This window comes from Cryobacterium sp. RTC2.1 (genome assembly GCF_035018685.1).
GTDB classification, from domain to species: domain Bacteria; phylum Actinomycetota; class Actinomycetes; order Actinomycetales; family Microbacteriaceae; genus Cryobacterium; species Cryobacterium glucosi.
The window spans coordinates 1-16,541 of the sequence record NZ_JASJXJ010000082.1; the positions used below are offsets into that span (position 1 = coordinate 1).

A 16,541-nucleotide genomic window follows, 5' to 3' on the forward strand; every position below is an offset into this window, starting at 1 on the left:
CCTCTGTTGGGTGTTTCTTGGGCATATCCGAATCCTTTCACCAGAAAGAAAGCGGCAGGAAAACCGGGACGGTTCACTGACCCGTAAGGGGAACCGCGAGCGTTTCAGCACCAGAGGCGAGCCAAAGTTCCTCGCCTCCCCAGCCGCGGCCTGGATCGACGCACCAACCTCAACCATCCAGGCAGAACAAGCCAAATGAACTCACGCTTGCCTCATCCAACTGGACGTTACGAGGTGGCGTTCGACTTGACTGTCGGTGGGTCTGGTGAGAATGGATTCATGAAGATCGTCCTGGTTCCGCCGCTGCTCTGCTCCCCCCTCGCTTACGCGCCGGTGATCGACACTGTCTGGTCCCACGGTCAGGTCACCATTGCCGATACCCGCCATGACGACACGATCGCGGCAATGGCTGAACGGATTCTCCGCGAGAACGCCGGAGAATTCGCCATTCTTGGTACCAGCATGGGAGGGTACGTCGCCTTGGAAGTCGTCCGGCAAGCACCCGACCGAGTCACCGCCCTCGCCCTCGTCAGCACGTCCGCCCGAGCCGACACCACAGAGCAGGTCAAGGCGCGGTCCAGCCAATCCGCACTCGTCGAGGACGGGCATTTCGACGCCCTCGTCGACGCCGCCTTCCCCGGCGTCGTCGCAGCCAACAACGAGTCTGACCAGGCGCTGCTGGCCACATGGCGGGCCATGACAGCGCCAGTTGGCCCGGGCGCCTTCCTGCGCCAACAGCGTGCTGTCGTTCAGCGCTCTGACCTCCGCTCGATGCTGCCGTCGATAACGTGTCCCACGGCGATCATCCATGGGGCTGCAGATCGCCTCATCCCCCTCGCCGCCGCCGCAGAGACAACCGCCGCAATGCCCGCAGCCACATTCACCATCATCGAGGGCGCCGGCCACTTCCTGTTCCATGAACGGCCCGCCGCCGCACGAGACGCCGTAGACACATGGCTCGAGTCAGCTGAATAGCTGAACCGTAGCCATGTGATGCCGCCAGACAACGTTCAACCACCGGGCCCGCGTGTGTCCGGGACGCCTCGGCAAAACCTTCAAGCCCTCGAATCCGACATCCGCAAATGGGTCAAGGGTTGGAACGAGAACCCGAAGTCATTCATCTGGACCAAGCCCGCCGAACAGATCCTCGAATCCCTCAGCAGACTTCTACAACGAACTAACGCTAACGGCGCAGGACACTAGCGAGGTCGGATGCATCACTGGCCCGGCGACAGCTCCTACCCGCTCGGTGTCAGCCCCGCGTCGGGCCTGCCTGGCACCGCGGGCCGCATCGTGGCGAGGCTCGCCGCGAACCGGCCCCCGGGGGCGAGGGCCGCCACCCGGTCGGCATCGGCGACCGTGTCGACGTCGGTGAGGTGTGGGAGCCGCCGCACCCGGAGCCCGGCCTCGTGCAGGCGGGCGAGCTGCCGGGCGCCGGTGTCGTCCTGGGACATCGGGATGCCGCGGATCAGGTCGCCACGCGACAGCACGCCGCTCGACTGCACGCGACGCGACAGCAGGCCGCGCGGGTCGCCGAGCGCGAGCGCCCAGAAGCCGCCGTCGTTCGCTGGGCCGAACCAGGCATCCGTTGTGTCGTCCCAGTCGGTGAAGACTGGCTCGAGCAGCGCCGTGGTGACCTGGGGTGTGTCCATGCCGATGAGGAGGGTGGGTTCGTCGAGGGAGTCGAAGATGGCCGCGAGGCGTGCGTCGAGACGGCCGGACGTCTGGGGCAGGATCTCGAAGGCGTCGGCGGCGACCGGCGGCGTGACACCGTCGAAGGCGAGGATGCGACGCGTCGCCGGGAGAGCCCGAACGGCCGCGAGCGTGTCGTCGAGGCTTGCCGCCGCGAGCAGCGCCGCCTGCTCGAGGCTGAGCGGCGGGTGCAGCCTGGTCTTCACCCGACCGGGCAGGCACTCCTTGGCGATCACCACGACGGCCGTCATCGCCGAGCCCCATGCAGCAGGGCAGACATGTCGCCGATCAGGGTCACGGTGTTCATGTCGCTGCCACACGATGGGCAGGCCGACCGATCTCGGCCTCGATTGCCCGATCCTCACGCGCGAGAGGGGGCCGGGCGGCGTTGACTACCTCGGGGTGAACGTTCGAGCCCGACGCCGAGGTCGCCACAATCATAAGCAGCACGTCGACCGCGTCGTCGACTCCGCTATTGGTGAGGAGTCCGCCCGCGCTAGCAAGAACCGAGGTCGCCTTGAACCCTGTCGATCTCATCGCCCCCCTCGTCTCTAACCACGTACCACCTATTCTGGCCCGACGGTGACTGCCCGACACTGCCTGCCCGACAATGGGCTCTGGGCGCGCCAGCACCTCGTCGAGCGTCGGGTTCGCCGATGGGTCGAGACCCTACTCCTCGCGGCCGGGCACAGAGTCGATGCCGAGCCCCATCGGAGTGAATCGGTCGGTCGACCCGAGACAGCAGCGCCGAAACCACGAGTCGTGGACGAAGACCAGGTGGCGCAGCGTTTGCACAGCCGACCACTCGTCGTTCACGCGCTCGTGCTCGATGCCCGGCGACTGCCGCATGCGCGCCACGGTCGCCGCCCAGCCGGTGCGCAGCTGCCGCCACCCTCGGCGAACGTCGGCCAGGTCGTCCGATCTGATGAGTCGGCGGACCGGGTGAGGACGGTCGAGCTCAGCCTCGACGTTCTCCATGACTTCGACGCCGTTCACAACGAGGTTGGTCACCAGCCCGTCGATCACGGCGCCCTGCATAACCACGCCGATCAGACGGGTGCTGTTCAGGTTGCACTCGCGGAACTCCGCGCCCTTCAGGTCCTCGTCCACGTCCCGTTTCATGCTTGGCAGGCTACGCCCGGCCCCGACGCCTCCGAACGCTGTCGCTTGTGGCTTCTGATCGTGCTGATGCTGCATCGCGTGGCAACCCTGTAGAGGGTTGTTCGGGGCCTGCCCACTCACCGCAAAGGGCTTTCGAGGGGGGATGCGTGGCTCGCACCGTTTCAGGTTCGGAGTGCGCTGGTGGTCGTGACGATGGGCCTGTTGGACCTGCCAATCAACCGTGGTGTCTTCAACCACGTTTTGGCATCGGCCGTGAGGTGATCCAAATGGCGGTGAGGGCGGTGCCGAGTCCGGTCATGAGGGCGGCGGCGTTGACAGAGCCGGAGATGATGCCGATAGTCGCAGCGTAGGTGGCGAGGCGCACCAGTCCGACGACGATGAGGATCGCGCCGGCTGTAAGCAGGAGCGCGGGCATTCGCAGTGCACAGCCGAGCGCGGCGAGGGCACCGAGTGCGACCAGGACGAGTGCTTGCACAAGGTTGACCGATGTGAACTGTAGCGGTGTGTAGTCAAGCAGCGAGAACAACGAGCTGAGCGCGGTGAAACCGGCGACGATCAGGCCGCGGGTGCGCCAGATTGCTGAGGTGGACGCTGTACTACCGGTGCGTGGGGTGGCGCTCATGAGAGGGCCATCGCGATCCGACTCGGCCGGCCTGAGCCGAGCGACCACCGCGGTCTTAGCAGTCCGTCAACGCCGGCGATCCTTCCGGCGGCGGTTGCCAGGAGGACGAATTGCGCTGCGAACATCAGGTAGTAGCTCCATTGCCACTCCCCGGGGGTGTTCAGCACCGAGAGAGTGATGGCGATGGTCTGGAGAATGCCGATGGCCGCCCAGAAGCGTGTCAGGAATCCCACGAGCAGGAACGCGCCGAGGCAGAATTCCGCGATCAGCACACCCCAGCCGAAGAGCGCGAAGTTGGGGAAGATGACATTCTGTACCAGCCAGCTGAAAGCTCCGAGCACCGGATGCTCCACGGCGTCAGCGGTGTACTGGTAGAGGCCGTCGTGCGCGGCTTGCCCGAAGTCGGGCGGGCGTTTCCAGTTCACATTCTGTAGCCACATCAACCCCACGGCGATCCGCACGGCGGCGAGCACCGCGCGAGTGAGACGCCCGGAATCAATCTGGTTGATATGTGTCGGTGCGGTGGTGCGGGTGGTGGTCATGGTGTTCTCCTTTCGTTTCAGGCGCAGGCGAACATCGATGTGGCGGACGTTGCCGATGACCACTGTTGGGTGAAGAGTTCGCTGACCCGGTCGAGCGCGGGAGCCAGGGGGAGTATCTGGCGACTCACGAGCGCGTTTTCGTCACGGGCGGCGACGGGATGCCAGTAGATACCGTCCGCCGTCACGGTCACCTCGGGGATCAGTGATTCGCGCGTGAATGCGACCCCCTCTTCGGCGACGCCTTGCAGCGCGATGGGGCGGATGACCTGGTCGGCTCGCGGGATCCCAAGCCCGTCGAATAGCGCGTGCAGCTGATCGAGGGCCGGGTCGTCGTGCGCCGAGATCGTCGCGGCGACCCGCACAGTGAATCCTTCGTCGAGTGCGACTCGGATGCCGGCGAGTGCCCGTTTCCAGCTGCCGACACCGCGGTGGGAATCGTGTACCTCGGGGGTGGGTGAGTCCACACTGATTTGGAGCGCGAAGCCTTGACGTGGCATCGCCTGTAGTTTGCGCAGCCCGTGGCCGCGGAACAGCATCCCGTTGGTCAGTAGTGTGGTCGGCAGCCGGTCGACGCAGGCTCGCACGATGACGTCGATGTCCGGCAGTAGGAACGGCTCGCCGCCGGTGAGATAGAGCTCCTTGACGCCCCAGTTGGCGGCCTCGGTGACGAGTGCCTGAATATTGTCGATGCCGAGCAGACGCGGATCGGTCTTCGGCGACGACGCGACGCAGCAATAGTCGCAGGCCAGGTTGCAGTGAAAGTTGGTATAGAGCCAGAGCCGCGCTCCGGGCATCCGGTCGGCGGGGATCATGCTGCCGGGGTTGCGTGGCCGGCCTCGGCACACGGTCACGTGGCCGGTGTCCTGCTCGACCATCAAAGTGCTGACGAGGGTGTTGCCTGTTTTCTGGCACCATCGGCGCACGAGTTCCAGTTCGCTCGCCGACGCGACCGCAAACTGTGCCGTGTCGCCTTCGGCCATTTGCTCCACGGTGCGCATCAGCGCCATGATTACCATCGGGCGTCGACGCCCTGTTCCTTGAGCGCCGCAAACAATCCGTTGTAGCCCTCGAGGTGTGGTTCGACCCATCGGGTCAGACCCTCCAGTTCGAGGATGCGACGGTGCGCCGGCACCTCCCAGTCCATCGCGAGCAGCTTCGCCACCCACGGTGCGTAGACCGACTCGGGCAAGGTGTCGAGGGCGGTGAACATGCAGTGCGAGTAGGTTTCGGTCTGCCAGACCGGCTCCAGCATGCCCGGCATCAGGTCGCCGCGGCCGATGTTCTCCCACACCGTGATACCGATCGCAGCGACATCAGCGTCACCGGCAAGCACCGCATCGATCGCGTCCAGCTCACTGCGACCGGTGTCACCGTGCTTGCCGATGTCACTGTTGAAGCGCTGAATGTGCAGGTGATCGACATCCACTCCGGCTTCGCGCAGATAGTGCAAGGGCAGAATCGCGGCATGCGCTGAGTCTGCCGATCCGAGTGCCAGGCGCCGGGTCGCGATATCGCCGGGTCCGGACCAGCCGCTTCCCGAGGCCGCGACGAACACCGTCGAAAATGTGGCGTCCGTGTCGCGCATGGCCAGTGGCCGCACGTGCCCGTCGGTCTGAAGCACGGACCGCGCATACGCAAGATTCGTGTTCCAGGCGATGTCGATCATCCCCGCTTGCAGCGCGTCGACCAAGCGGCCATAGTTCGAAAACAACAGGAAATCCATCGCCGTATCCGGTTCATCGAAATATTCGCGAATGCCTTCCCAGATGGGAACAACGTTGGGCGTGTAAGCGACCGCTCCAATGAGCAGGGGCGCTCCGACGAGTTTCGACATCAGGCGCTCAGAACAGCGGAAGGCCGGTGACAGCCTTCCCGTAGAAGTCGTAAAGCACGTCGGCGGTCGGGGCCATGACCGACCCCGCACGCGCATCCCGGAAGGCCCGCTCGATAGGTAGGTGTTTTGAGAACGCCGCTCCGCCACACACCCGCATCGCCGATTCGGTGATCATCAACGCGGCATCGTTCGCGGAGGCCTTCACCCCGAGCACGAACAGCGGAGTGTCCTCGGCTGGGTTCGCCACTTTCGCGGCCGCCTGTGCAAGGTAGGACTTCTGCGCCATCAACGCGATGCTCATCTTCGCAATTTGTGCCCGAATCGTAGGTAACGCGGACAGAGCCTGGTCCAGGTGCTCCAGCCGGGCACCGGTCACGTGTGCGACCGCGGCATCAACAGCTGCGGTGCAGAGCCCGAGCGACACTGCGGAGTTGCCCAGGTTGAACCAGGGAAGCACGGTGGCCATCATCGTGCCGAACCCGCTGCCCGGCTCACCGAGACGATAACTGGACGGAATAGTGATCGCTACCGTCATCGGGCTCGACGCATTGCCGCGCAGCCCCAGTCCGCTCCACGGACCGGCGATATCCAAACCCGGCGTTATAGCCGGGATCGCATACAGGTCGACGGTCTCCGGGTCGACCGCGCTTTTCGACGACATCACGTACACGTCGGCGTACCCGGCCGAGGTCACCCAGCTTTTATAGGCCGTGAAGCGAAGGCCAGCCCCGTCGACTACCGACTCGGACACGGGAGCCCAAAAGTGCGATCGCGACCCCTTCTCACTGAACGCGAGCGTACCGAGCACCTCGCCCGAAGCCATCCGCGAGAGAAGTTCCGGCATCGCGGCAGGCGGGGCGGATGCCACCGTCACCGCGGCCGCGACATGCATCAGGTAGATCATCGCGGTAGAGCCGCACGCCACCGCAATTGCGCTCAGCACCTCCGTGAACTCGACCGGCCCGGCCCCCATGCCGCCAGCGTCCTCGCTGATCACCAGGCCGAGCAGCCCGCTCGACCTGAGTGCCGCGACTGAATCAACAGGGTAGCTGCCATCGGCATCAACCTGTTGGGCGTGAGCGGCGGCTACTGCCGTTACCCGCGCTACAGCTTCTTGGATGGTCGACTGCGTCATGGTCATCCGGTCTCCTGGCATCGTTGCTCAATTTTTTCGACACCGCTCAAGCGGGATCGACCAGCTCAGTATCCCCCACAGGAATGTCAGGGCTGCAAGAAAATAGTTACGAGTGTCTAACGGTGCGGGGGGCTCATTGCTGACTGCCATCGCATCGACCGGCGGTTGAACGCGGCAAGCAACCGTTCGGCAGGAGGAAGTGCTCGTTTCTCCGCGTCGGGAAAGCCGTCATAGGTATAGGTCGCGACGGCCATTGGGGATCCTGCACGGCCGAGCGCGTACCGGAGCGTCGAGTCGTTTCGGTGGCCGCAGATCAGGATCCCGACGGTCGGCGTATGAGTGCCGAGCCTCAGCCGGTCGTCGAACCCCGGGGTGGTGCGATCTTCATGCTTCTCCTTTGACCGCAAAGGTAGCCGAGACCATAGTCAAATGATGGAAAGCGCGTCGCTACGCTGTCCGAATGGACATCCTTACAACGGCCCTATCGAAAGCGCCCGCTGCCGGGTCGATCATCGGCGTGCCAGTCTCAGTGTGGCTCCCGCCGTTGGCCGTGCTGGTAGTGGCATTGTTCGGTTTCTGGAATACCAGTCGAGCTACAAAGCGCGCTGGGGAGAATTCGGACGCCTCTCTGAAGCGCACGATCACGGCAGATAGGCAGGCGCGGCTGCTGGAAAAGCAGATGCTCCTCTACGCCGATATTTTGACTTTCATCGCCCAACGGAGCCAGCACAGAAGCGCCGTACTAAACATGGGCAAGATCGAAGGTGTCGATATCCCTCAACAGTACGAATCAACCGATCGATTCGCTTTATCCGGGCGCGCAGAAGCCATCGCTCGACGATCCGTACTGAACGCTTGGAACGCCTGCAACAAAGCCGACGAGGACACGGTAAGAAAACAGATCCTCCAAGCAAAAATCCCCAAAGTGTGCGACGCGGGAATGAAGGCATACGCCGAAATCGACGCTGCGCGAGTCGAGGCTGAGAGGCAAGACGGATTGCTGCGAGATGCCATCCGGATCGCATTGCACAATCGAACGGACGATGACGGACTTGGTGATCTTTGAGCCACGGAAAATGTTCAGGGCTTCGGTGCGAGTCCTTCACCAAGCTCGACTCCAAGATCTCCAAACGCTCCGAGATGCCCGAGCCAAGCCATCGATGTCCACCACATCAAGACGGCGTCGCCGATTGCTCGAACCATCGCGGCTTCTAATCCGTCATCCGTTGCAGTCTCGCCGGAGACCGCCGATGCCGCTTTTCGACGATCATCGGCGCTGAGTCAATGGTTTTCATCGCCGGTGCAGGGAGGTGCCCGCTGACGGGATTCGCAAAGTCGCTGGGCGATGAACGCGGCTCAGCCACCGACGTACCTGCCAGTCTGGTTTGCCAGAAATCTTCCGGCACGCCACATTCCACTCTTCGCCATCACGATCTGGCTCCACGTGCGTAACCTGCACTCACAACAATAGAATGCCCGTCCAGTTCCACGAACGACACCGACGTTCGGCACTTCTCGATCGCGTTTTGCCGTGTTCAGACGGCCCGGTTAGGGCATTTCGTCGCATTCCTGATCACCGATTCGGCAAGGCGCCAGGGCTTCTCGTTGGCGAGATGAGCTGTCAGGGCGCCATTAGCGGTACCACTCCTCGTCCGTCTGAGCCAAACGCGAGGGATGCAACTCGTCGCCGAGTCCGTAAAAACGCTGAAAATTCATGATCAGAGGCCGCCACAAGTTCGGATCGATACGATTCTTCGACCCTTTCACGCGGATCGACTCGTGGACATGCACCCTCGTGATCCTGGCTTCGAAAATGAACGTGTCGCCATCGGCCGGGTCATCTTTCTCGAGGGGACGCGAATGAACGATGCGGGCTTCGAGATTAACCGGGCATTCGTCGATCCGTTCCGCTCGGACGGTGTCACCAGGTCGGGCATGCAAACCGGCACAGGCTATCTTGTCGGGCTCGTATCGATAGCCAACGCCAGCCTTGCCAGGAGGGACGGGCATGCGACCGGTCGTCAACGCTATCCTGTCTACCGCCTCGACTAGTTCGGCAGTGGGGAGGTTAATGACGCACTCGCGGGTGTCGAGAAGGTTCTGTGCAGTCAAGGACCGGGCGCCCATGCCAAGGAGGGCAGTCTGGCCAAGCCAGAAAACGGACGACATCGGGGACGTATTAGTGGCACCGTCGCGGTCGATCGTACTGAGAAGCGCAACGGGTGTTCCGAAGTAGAGGATGGCAGGATCAATCACGGTGTGCGTCGGCATGGGCTTCCTTCGGTGCGGGGGCGAGCGAGGGCTGGTAGGGCTCGTCGGTGCGAGCTTCACTTCGATTCTTTCCGACCCGATATCCCGGTGCTGGCGGATATCCGACGTCACAGAGTCACGCCATCGAGATCGCAAGCAATCGCGCTCCACGGGAGCAGTGAGGCCGATAGCACAGCCGAACACACCAGGCAATGTGAAAATTTGGATCCCGAACTGCGCACCATCGGCTTCCCCAAGGGCTTGTATCACTGCGGGCAGTAGTCGCTGAAGGTGTGCCTTCGATGCGCGCACGTTTGCCCTCGATGCCGGGCGAACGCGTCAGCCGGCGACATTACCGGGTGACGAATCCCTTCCTCACCATGCTCTCGGCGGCGGCCACGATGGCTTTGCGCGGGTCGCGCGGCGTCCAACCCAACACGCGGCGCGCCTTGTCGTTCGAAGTCTTCTTCGAGTAGCCGAGGTCGGGAACACCGGGCATGTCGGCGAGCGACCGGGTGGGCACGTGCCGCGCGTCAACACCGAGATGCGCCTTGATGACGGCTCCGATCTGCTGCATCGGGATGGCGGGACCGTTCGAGAGCAGGAGACGCTGCCCGGCGGCATCCGCCGCCGTCATCGCGAGGATGTGCGCTATCGCCACGTCGCGTACGTCAACGATGGGGATATAGAGATCGGGGAAGCCAGGCATCCGGCCCTCAAGCATAGTCTGGACTATGCGGTTCGCCCCCGAGACGTCGTCGCCCATTACCGGTCCCATCACCGCCACGGGGAGCGTGGCAAGTGTCATGGCACCTCCCTCGTCAGCCATGAATTGCCAGGCGGCGCGCTCGGCGAGTGTTTTGCTCTTACCGTATGCGTCGACGCCCGGGCCGTCAAGGATGGTCCAGTCGTCCTCGGTGAAGACGTGGCCATTGTGTGGGTGTCCCCAGCTCACCGCATGAAACGCGGAGGTGAGCACGACACGCTGCACGCCGGCGTCGCGGGTGTTGTCCGTCACGTTGAATGACGATGAGGCGTCATCCTGATTGACGATGAGAATTGGGGGTGTGGGCGGCACGGTGACGTGGTCGTCGTCAGCGATGACGGCGTCTATCGTGACGGTCGTCACGATGACGGCGGTTTTCGGGCATGCGGAAGCGCCTCGGCGCGGGATCTCAGGTGCGCAAGGGCGCGGGGAGGAGCCGGCCGCGGGTGAACATTCCGATCAGCGTCCACACCGGCAGCGGGCAGTCCCAACGCTGCCGGCAGGCCAGCGCCGCGCCGGCGAGGAGGTTCAGCGCGTCCCCGAGCGGAGTCGGCCAGACCAGATCGCGGCTCAGGATGTCAGGATCGGCACGGTACGCGTGCTGCACACCCTGTTCATGCAACCAGTCGGCGTGTGCTTCCCGTGCCCGACGCAGCCAGCGGCGCACCGTGGAGACCGGGCGGCCCAACTGGGCCGCGACCCGGCGGTGCCCGTCGCCGCGGGCCTTCGCAGCCAGGGCAGTGCCGATCACCTCGGCCGTGTCCGCCCGGCGCAGCACCAGCGCTGCGGGCAGCAGCACGTGCGTAGCTGCGCACTCCGGGCAGCGGGCACAGCGGGGTCGCACCGTGACCGGTGCCTCGTCGAGGCTGCGCACCCTGCGGATGCGGCCATACCCGTGCGGGCGCAACGCCCCGGGACAGCCGGGACAGCCCAGCTGCCCCGCGTCGAGCAGGGCCTCGGCCTGCTCCGGCGAGGCGACCACGATCATCGCGTCCAGCTCCGTTCTGCTGCCACAAGGTCATGCCAGTAACTCTTGACTACCACACCTGGCCGGGGAAGGGGCCACCTCGTGTTGAGGGTGCGGCGGTCGCCGTCAACGTGCCGAGCAGCCCGGCCAAGATCATCGTGACGATCACGGCCCGGGCGTTCGTCCGCGACCATCGCCGCTCGTCACGATGATGCTGCCGACGTGGACAACCCCATCGTCAACCCACGTGACGCACAACCCCGGCCTCATCGTCACCCACGGAGACGTACAACACGCGGGCCGCACGCAGGACCCGCAGCGCGCCCTCCCGTGCCGGCACGATAAGGTCGGCCTCGTTCTTGAGATGCCCGGGTAGCACGGGGGATGCCACGTGCAGTACGTGGTCCACTCCGGCGACGGCCTCCGGTCATCCGGCGTTCTTGAGCAGGTCGGCGACGACGAAGCTGAGGTTTTCGCCGTGCACCAAGCCCGCGTCGGCGAGCACGGAACGCACGGATCCCTCCTTGGCGAGTGAGCGGACGGTGGTTCGCACCACATGGCCCTGCTCGAGAAGCTGCAAGATGATGTGGCCGGCGATGAAGCCGGACCCGCCGGTGACGAGTACGTGATGTGTGGTCATAGTGATAACTCTTCCGCGCCAGGCTGTGCCCAGCCAGTGCCCCTTCAATCATGGGAGCGGCAGGACCATGGAACATCCGTGACCGCGGGCCTACGGTAGAGAAATGACCAACGCGCCGAACCTGCTGGGCGAGTACCTGCGCGCGCGCCGCGAGCGTTGACCTTGATCGACGTGCCCCGAAGTTCCTTGGCGTACATGACCGTGTCATGGCGTGCCGAGGGCATCCCCCTGAATTTGGTTACTTAATGATTGGGGCGATGAAGGTGTAGGTGACCAGGATGGCCAGCAGTAAGACGAAAATCCTTAACGCCCACAAGGCTTTCCGAGTGCTGGGGCCCAGCACAGCCGGGGGGACCGGGCGTGATTTTGCTGTGGACAGTTGGCCCGGTTCAAGTACCGCCGCAGGGTCCTCCGTGTCATGGTTGCAGCTTTTCACCTGGGTTCCTTGTCGTTTGCGGAGCACTCGGATTCGTGTTCGTGTGACTAGTTCGGAATGAGGTGGATGGTCTGGAGGAAGGAGATGATTCCGTAGCCCGCCGCGCAGAGCGCGATGAAAGTGATCACTAGGGTTCCTAATATATTGGTCAGGCGTGTGTTGGCCCATTTGCCCATCAGTTCACGGTCGTTGGCTAACATCATCAGGAAGACCAGCGTGACTGGGAGAAGAACAGTGGCCAGCACATTCGCGTTCAGCGCAATGGCAAGCAACGGCGCACCAGGAATCAGGATCACTGCCGCCGAGATCAAGGCCGAGGTGACATTGACACCGTAGAAAAGGCCTGCGCCGCGGGGGGAACTGTTGAAGCTGGCCGAGACCCCGATACATTCACCGGCGGCGTACGCGGTGCTGGCTGAGATAGTCAGGATCGCCACGGCCCCGGCTTCGATTAGGCCCAGGGCAAAGACCGCGCCCACCGGCATTCCCGCCACGGCGCTCAGTGCGGCAGGGAAACCAGCGCCCGCGAGACCCTGGATCGCTGAGCCGCCATGAGCGAACAGCGCCGCACCGACGATGAGGGCTGCGCAGCCAAACACCGCGGCCAAACCTGCACCGACCGCCGTGTCCAGACGGCCGTGCCTAATGTCCTGGTGGGTTATTCCCTTATCTGCCGAGGCGCTCTGCTGGAAGAACACCATCCATGGTGTGACGGTCGCACCGATGGTTGCAGTCAGCAGCAGCAGCAGCGGGGTGAGACCATCAAAGGGAAACGGTGACCACGTCGCGAACGCTCCGCCGATGGCACCCGGATCCGGGTGCACCATGATCGCGGCGACCAGGAACAGGCCGTTGAACATGGCCAGTCCCAAAACAATTCTTTCCCACCGCCGGTACCGTCCCCCGGCGAGGGTCAGGAAGACCAACACGATCCCCAGACTGGCAGCGACCGGCGCTCCCAGGCCGAAGAAGGCCAGACCGACCCGGATCGCGACGAACTCGGAGACCAGGGTGACGAGATTTGTGAGCACGAGGTCCACTGCCCCGAACCACCCCCAGAGACGACCGTAGCGTTGCAGGACCAGTTCGCCGTAGCCACGATGGGTCACGGCGCCTACCCGCATGGACATTTCCTGACAGAGGTAAGACATCGCGAAAAGAACAACGATGAAAGGCAGAAAGAACCCCGTGCCATAGTTGGCCCCGTCCGCGGCGTAGGAGACCATGCTTGGCCCGTCATTTTCGCCCAGCATGACCAGCAGTCCCGGGCCGGCCAGCAGCCACGCCAGGTGATACCCCTTACTGGACTGCCGTGCCCGGGAGACCCGGGCACGGTCAGAGGAACGCGCCACGTCCTCCCGCGTCAGAGGCAGCCCATTAGTATCCAAGAGGATCACCACCGGGCCCGGCGGACGAAATCGGACGCGCACAGGGCACACCCTCGCGCTGGGCGGACGCGAACCATTGGATGGGACCTGGCAAAGACGGAATGCCTCATAGAGGAATTCTGGCACGCCTAAAATAGTGGAAACGCACGAGGACTTTTGCGCGGGCCGCGGCCGGTCACGACGCCTTGCTGACCTACGAGAGTGGCAACGCCCCAAGACCGGGAAGTGCACCGCTCCGCGGGACGCAACCGAGGATCTGTCAAGACGTGAACCGGGCTTGGTCACTGGCATCTCGGATCATGAACTTTTAGGTCCCGCCCGCTGGCGTGATGGGCGGCGTTGATTGGAGATTCGTAGGAGGAGGGCCCCGATGACCCAGTTGGAGATGACGGAGGATCCGCCGGCAGAGAGCCAGGGGGTGGTGAGTCCGGTGAGTGGAATGATGCGGGTAAGTCCGCCGATGATGATGAACGTCTGCAGGGCGACGACAAAGGCAAGCCCGACGGCGAGGAGAGTGCTGAAGTCGTCGGCGCTGTCGTGCGCGATTCGCAGGCCGCGCGCGGTGAAGAGAAGGTAGAGGGAGAGAATGGCAAAGATCCCCGCGAGGCCGAGTTCTTCACCGAGGCTTGCGAAGATGTAGTCGCTTTGCGAGACCGGGGTGATCCAAGGCTGCCCTTGGCCAAGGCCAGTGCCAATCAGGCCACCGTGCGCGAAGCCAAATAGACCTTGGACGAGCTGGTAGCTTCCGCCGGTCGCGTTGTAGACCTGGGTGTCGAATGGGGTGAACCAGTTAGTGATCCGAAGGTTCACGTAGCTGAGGCTGGCATTGCCAGCAGCGGTGCCCGCCACGATGAGTAGACCACCGATGATGAGCCAGCTGAGCCGTGCTGTGGCAACGTAGATCAAGACGAGAAAGATCCCGAAGTAAAGCAGGCCAGGGCCGAGATTGTGTTGGGCGATCACCACAAGGATAGAGAGCAGCCAGACCAAAACGATCGGGCCCGTATGGCGAACGCGGGGAAATCGAAATCCGAGATGTTTGTTCCCCAAGAGCGACAGCGCGTCGCGGTGTCGCACAAGGTATCCTGCGAAGAAGACCGCCAAAGCGATCTTCGCGATCTCCCCGGGCTGGAAACTGAGCGAACCGATGCTGATCCAGGCCCGAGCGCCGGAGACGACTCTTCCGATTCCGGGTACCAGGGGAAGCGCGAGTAAGGCCACGGCAATGAGCCCGAAGGTGAACGTGTATCGGTGCAGGAGCTGAATGTTCCGTACAACCAATAGCGTCACCAGTGCACAAATGACCGCGATCGCACACCAGACGATTTGTCGAACGCTCGCACTTGCCCAGCCGGTAGAGCCGTAATGAAGATCGATCCGATAAATTTCCGCGATCCCAAGCCCACTGAGGACGGTCATAATCGGCAGAATGAACGGATCAGATAACGGTGCCGCGAACCGCATCACCACGTGCGTCAAGAGCGACAGGGCTGGAAGTGTCGCGCTCACACCGATGAACGCCGCATCAGTGTGTCCGGTAGCTCCCAGCTGCACGAGCAGCACACTGCCGAGCACAATGACACTGGCCAGCAGCAACAAGAACAGTTCAACATTCCGGGTCCGAACTCCGGGGACCGCGCCGCGCAATCGTGCCGCACGGTCAATGGGTAATGCTGTGACCGGGCCTATTCGACGCACGGGATCGACCCGGATTGCAGCGGAGTGGCCCGGTCGGTGTAGGCGTCCTTCGTCTCGCCGGTATTCTGCGGTACCCCCGGCGTTGCCGACGCGGTCGACATCGTGATCGTCGAACGGTGGATGAGGTTGGACAGATCGTTGTAACTGTAGATCGCGAAGGCCGCCATCCGCCCAACGATCACAACGACCGCGCCCGCGCCCGCGACACCAGGATCCTCCGACGTCGACGCACACGCTTACTCGCCTCGCCACGATGAGCGATCGGACGGGCATCGGGTGTTGAAGAGGTCATCGGAGAGTCCGTTCATCAGCCAGCAGCGAAAGGCCACCGTACGAAAGCGCGCAAGGCGGCGCTCGTCACAACTATGGTGGAGCGCCCTGCAAACTCACTGAGGCCAATTTCCGACACTAATGCTCCCATGCCCCCTGGATGGGGTTGTCCCGCAGGATATGCAATCGTCAGCCGGAGAGATGTCTCTAAGAACGCGAGCCGTTCGCGCGAGCGCGAAGCCGTGTGTAAGAACTTTCAAAATGAAAAGGGCCGTCCGCGGTGTGATCGAAAAAGGGCACGTGCAGTGATGTCTTCAACCCGGCTGTCGAGTCCCGCCGAAGTAGTAGCAGCTGCCGTGCCGACATCCGCACTATTGGGTTCGCAGCGTGCGTACCGTCACCTCCGTCCCGCCCGGCGTGCCCGTAGGTGAATCCAGGAACTCGCCGCGAGCGACAGAAACTGCCTCGATGCTGTGCGCGTTTTTGCCCGGCTTCGTCCGGCTTTCCCCGAGCGAGGTCACGACCACCAGGCCGTGGCGATGACGGTAAGGCCGGCCCCAGCGATACAAATGTCAGCCAAGCTCTCCTACGGACGGCATTTAGAATAACGCGAATGCCTGTTCCCTAGCTCCGTCCAATGACGAGTCCAGGGCGAGGCCACGCACGCGGCGCCCGTTCCCGGCCTCGACCCTGCTACCTGTAACGGTGACCAGGGTACGCCCCGCGTACGGCCGTTTAGACCGTGATCGTAAGGCACCCGACCAGGGTGTTGCCGCCCGCCCCAGTGTTGATCCCATACGCGCAGATCCGATGAGATCCGGGAGCGACCGCGATCTTCTCCGAATAACCATGCGCCCCACCGTAGACCGGGTAAACCGCCCCAACATCCGGACGGTCCTTGTCCGCCATGAACGCCGCACCCACCGCGTCCACGTAAATATGCACCCGGATGGACGCGGTCGTGTCCGGATCGATGGCCCAACCCGACACAGTCACGCCGTCGCTCGCGACAGTTGCCGCATCAAGCGCACCAATCGGCGCCCTGCCCAGATCAGGGATCGTCGCAACAGGCACAACGACGTCCTTGCAGTTCAACTGAGTATTGCCGCCCGCCCCAGTGTTGATCCCATACGCGCAGATCCGATGAGATCCGGGAGCGACCGCGATCTTCTCCGAATA

Annotated in this window: 18 protein-coding genes and 1 pseudogene; 4 read left to right on the forward strand and 15 right to left on the reverse strand. The window is 63.5% G+C overall.

From position 1 onward, the window contains the following. Positions 1-199 (forward strand): hypothetical protein (locus QN357_RS11310; RefSeq protein WP_323504901.1); only part of this gene is annotated, 199 nt, incomplete at its 5' end. 80 nt (positions 200-279) lie between these two features. Beyond that, positions 280-975 (forward strand): alpha/beta hydrolase, encoded by a 696-nt coding sequence (locus QN357_RS11315; protein ID WP_323504902.1) that lies wholly within the window; start codon positions 280-282, stop codon positions 973-975. Between the two features lie 263 nt (positions 976-1,238). On the opposite strand, the gene QN357_RS11320 is transcribed toward QN357_RS11315, so the two are convergent. The 7 genes from QN357_RS11320 to QN357_RS11350 all read right to left on the reverse strand — a co-directional run bounded on the left by QN357_RS11320 (position 1,239) and on the right by QN357_RS11350 (position 6,953). Beyond that, on the reverse strand, positions 1,239-1,943 hold the full coding sequence (locus QN357_RS11320) for a TIGR04282 family arsenosugar biosynthesis glycosyltransferase (RefSeq protein ID WP_323504903.1): 705 nt from the start codon (positions 1,941-1,943) through the stop codon (positions 1,239-1,241). 418 nt (positions 1,944-2,361) lie between these two features. Then, positions 2,362-2,802: a hypothetical protein gene (locus tag QN357_RS11325; protein ID WP_322140886.1), complete on the reverse strand. Its 441-nt coding sequence runs from the start codon at positions 2,800-2,802 to the stop codon at positions 2,362-2,364. Positions 2,803-3,043: 241 nt separating this feature from the next. Next, positions 3,044-3,436 (reverse strand): hypothetical protein, encoded by a 393-nt coding sequence (locus QN357_RS11330; protein ID WP_323504904.1) that lies wholly within the window; start codon positions 3,434-3,436, stop codon positions 3,044-3,046. Further along, positions 3,433-3,978 (reverse strand): DoxX family protein, encoded by a 546-nt coding sequence (locus QN357_RS11335; RefSeq protein WP_323504905.1) that lies wholly within the window; start codon positions 3,976-3,978, stop codon positions 3,433-3,435. The genes QN357_RS11330 and QN357_RS11335 overlap by 4 nt, the downstream gene beginning before the upstream one ends. Before the next feature lie 17 nt (positions 3,979-3,995). Continuing rightward, positions 3,996-4,994, reverse strand: a complete 999-nt coding sequence (locus QN357_RS11340; RefSeq protein ID WP_323504906.1) for a radical SAM protein — start codon at positions 4,992-4,994, stop codon at positions 3,996-3,998. Continuing rightward, entirely contained in the window at positions 4,988-5,812 is an 825-nt protein-coding gene (locus tag QN357_RS11345) for a phosphate/phosphite/phosphonate ABC transporter substrate-binding protein (RefSeq protein ID WP_323504907.1), read from the reverse strand. The genes QN357_RS11340 and QN357_RS11345 overlap by 7 nt, the downstream gene beginning before the upstream one ends. A gap of 7 nt (positions 5,813-5,819) precedes the next feature. Next, positions 5,820-6,953 (reverse strand): acyl-CoA dehydrogenase family protein, encoded by a 1,134-nt coding sequence (locus tag QN357_RS11350; protein WP_323504908.1) that lies wholly within the window; start codon positions 6,951-6,953, stop codon positions 5,820-5,822. A 454-nt stretch (positions 6,954-7,407) separates the two neighbouring features. On the opposite strand from QN357_RS11350, the gene QN357_RS11355 reads away from it, so the two are divergent. Continuing rightward, positions 7,408-8,013: a hypothetical protein gene (locus QN357_RS11355; protein ID WP_322136681.1), complete on the forward strand. Its 606-nt coding sequence runs from the start codon at positions 7,408-7,410 to the stop codon at positions 8,011-8,013. Positions 8,014-8,579: 566 nt separating this feature from the next. Here the strand turns inward: QN357_RS11355 and QN357_RS11360 are convergent. From QN357_RS11360 to QN357_RS11370, 3 genes are all read right to left on the reverse strand, one after another. Further along, positions 8,580-9,218 carry a flavin reductase family protein gene (locus QN357_RS11360; protein WP_322136682.1) on the reverse strand — a complete coding sequence of 213 codons (639 nt, stop codon included), beginning with the start codon at positions 9,216-9,218 and terminating at the stop codon, positions 8,580-8,582. A gap of 331 nt (positions 9,219-9,549) precedes the next feature. Then, entirely contained in the window at positions 9,550-10,326 is a 777-nt protein-coding gene (locus QN357_RS11365) for an NAD-dependent epimerase/dehydratase family protein (protein WP_322140585.1), read from the reverse strand. Between the two features lie 46 nt (positions 10,327-10,372). Further along, on the reverse strand, positions 10,373-10,951 hold the full coding sequence (locus QN357_RS11370; RefSeq protein WP_322189237.1) for a helix-turn-helix domain-containing protein: 579 nt from the start codon (positions 10,949-10,951) through the stop codon (positions 10,373-10,375). Between the two features lie 32 nt (positions 10,952-10,983). Here QN357_RS11370 and QN357_RS11375 point away from each other — a divergent pair, with 32 nt between their 5' ends. After that, positions 10,984-11,142, forward strand: coding sequence for a hypothetical protein (locus QN357_RS11375; RefSeq protein WP_322136684.1), 159 nt, complete (start codon positions 10,984-10,986; stop codon positions 11,140-11,142). A gap of 215 nt (positions 11,143-11,357) precedes the next feature. On the opposite strand, the gene QN357_RS11380 is transcribed toward QN357_RS11375, so the two are convergent. From QN357_RS11380 to QN357_RS11400, 5 genes and pseudogenes are all read right to left on the reverse strand, one after another. Further along, positions 11,358-11,570, reverse strand: a complete 213-nt coding sequence (locus QN357_RS11380) for an NAD-dependent epimerase/dehydratase family protein (protein ID WP_322136685.1) — start codon at positions 11,568-11,570, stop codon at positions 11,358-11,360. Positions 11,571-12,053: 483 nt separating this feature from the next. Then, the gene (locus QN357_RS11385; protein WP_322140583.1) at positions 12,054-13,259 is read right to left on the reverse strand and encodes an NRAMP family divalent metal transporter; all 1,206 of its coding nucleotides are present in this window, start codon (positions 13,257-13,259) and stop codon (positions 12,054-12,056) included. Positions 13,260-13,691: 432 nt separating this feature from the next. Continuing rightward, entirely contained in the window at positions 13,692-14,993 is a 1,302-nt protein-coding gene (locus tag QN357_RS11390) for an FtsW/RodA/SpoVE family cell cycle protein (RefSeq protein ID WP_322136688.1), read from the reverse strand. Positions 14,994-15,079: 86 nt separating this feature from the next. Beyond that, a complete protein-coding gene (locus QN357_RS11395) occupies positions 15,080-15,259 on the reverse strand; it encodes a hypothetical protein (RefSeq protein WP_322136689.1) in 180 nt (59 codons plus the stop codon). Between the two features lie 838 nt (positions 15,260-16,097). Further along, positions 16,098-16,541, reverse strand: a pseudogene (locus tag QN357_RS11400) (hypothetical protein); the annotation flags it as partial.

What these genes read in the sequence shown, in the direction of transcription:
- QN357_RS11395 (WP_322136689.1), bottom strand. Translation starts at nt 15,259, where the DNA reads ATGGCGGCCTTCGCGATCTACAGTTACAACGATCTGTCCAACCTCATC.
- QN357_RS11360 (WP_322136682.1), bottom strand. Translation starts at nt 9,218, where the DNA reads ATGCCGACGCACACCGTGATTGATCCTGCCATCCTCTACTTCGGAACA.
- QN357_RS11380 (WP_322136685.1), bottom strand. Translation starts at nt 11,570, where the DNA reads ATGACCACACATCACGTACTCGTCACCGGCGGGTCCGGCTTCATCGCC.
- QN357_RS11370 (WP_322189237.1), bottom strand. Translation starts at nt 10,951, where the DNA reads ATGATCGTGGTCGCCTCGCCGGAGCAGGCCGAGGCCCTGCTCGACGCG.
- QN357_RS11330 (WP_323504904.1), bottom strand. Translation starts at nt 3,436, where the DNA reads ATGAGCGCCACCCCACGCACCGGTAGTACAGCGTCCACCTCAGCAATC.
- QN357_RS11350 (WP_323504908.1), bottom strand. Translation starts at nt 6,953, where the DNA reads ATGACCATGACGCAGTCGACCATCCAAGAAGCTGTAGCGCGGGTAACG.
- QN357_RS11355 (WP_322136681.1), top strand. Translation starts at nt 7,408, where the DNA reads ATGGACATCCTTACAACGGCCCTATCGAAAGCGCCCGCTGCCGGGTCG.
- QN357_RS11340 (WP_323504906.1), bottom strand. Translation starts at nt 4,994, where the DNA reads ATGGTAATCATGGCGCTGATGCGCACCGTGGAGCAAATGGCCGAAGGC.
- QN357_RS11385 (WP_322140583.1), bottom strand. Translation starts at nt 13,259, where the DNA reads ATGCTGGGCGAAAATGACGGGCCAAGCATGGTCTCCTACGCCGCGGAC.
- QN357_RS11375 (WP_322136684.1), top strand. Translation starts at nt 10,984, where the DNA reads ATGCCAGTAACTCTTGACTACCACACCTGGCCGGGGAAGGGGCCACCT.
- QN357_RS11335 (WP_323504905.1), bottom strand. Translation starts at nt 3,978, where the DNA reads ATGACCACCACCCGCACCACCGCACCGACACATATCAACCAGATTGAT.
- QN357_RS11345 (WP_323504907.1), bottom strand. Translation starts at nt 5,812, where the DNA reads ATGTCGAAACTCGTCGGAGCGCCCCTGCTCATTGGAGCGGTCGCTTAC.
- QN357_RS11315 (WP_323504902.1), top strand. Translation starts at nt 280, where the DNA reads ATGAAGATCGTCCTGGTTCCGCCGCTGCTCTGCTCCCCCCTCGCTTAC.
- QN357_RS11320 (WP_323504903.1), bottom strand. Translation starts at nt 1,943, where the DNA reads ATGACGGCCGTCGTGGTGATCGCCAAGGAGTGCCTGCCCGGTCGGGTG.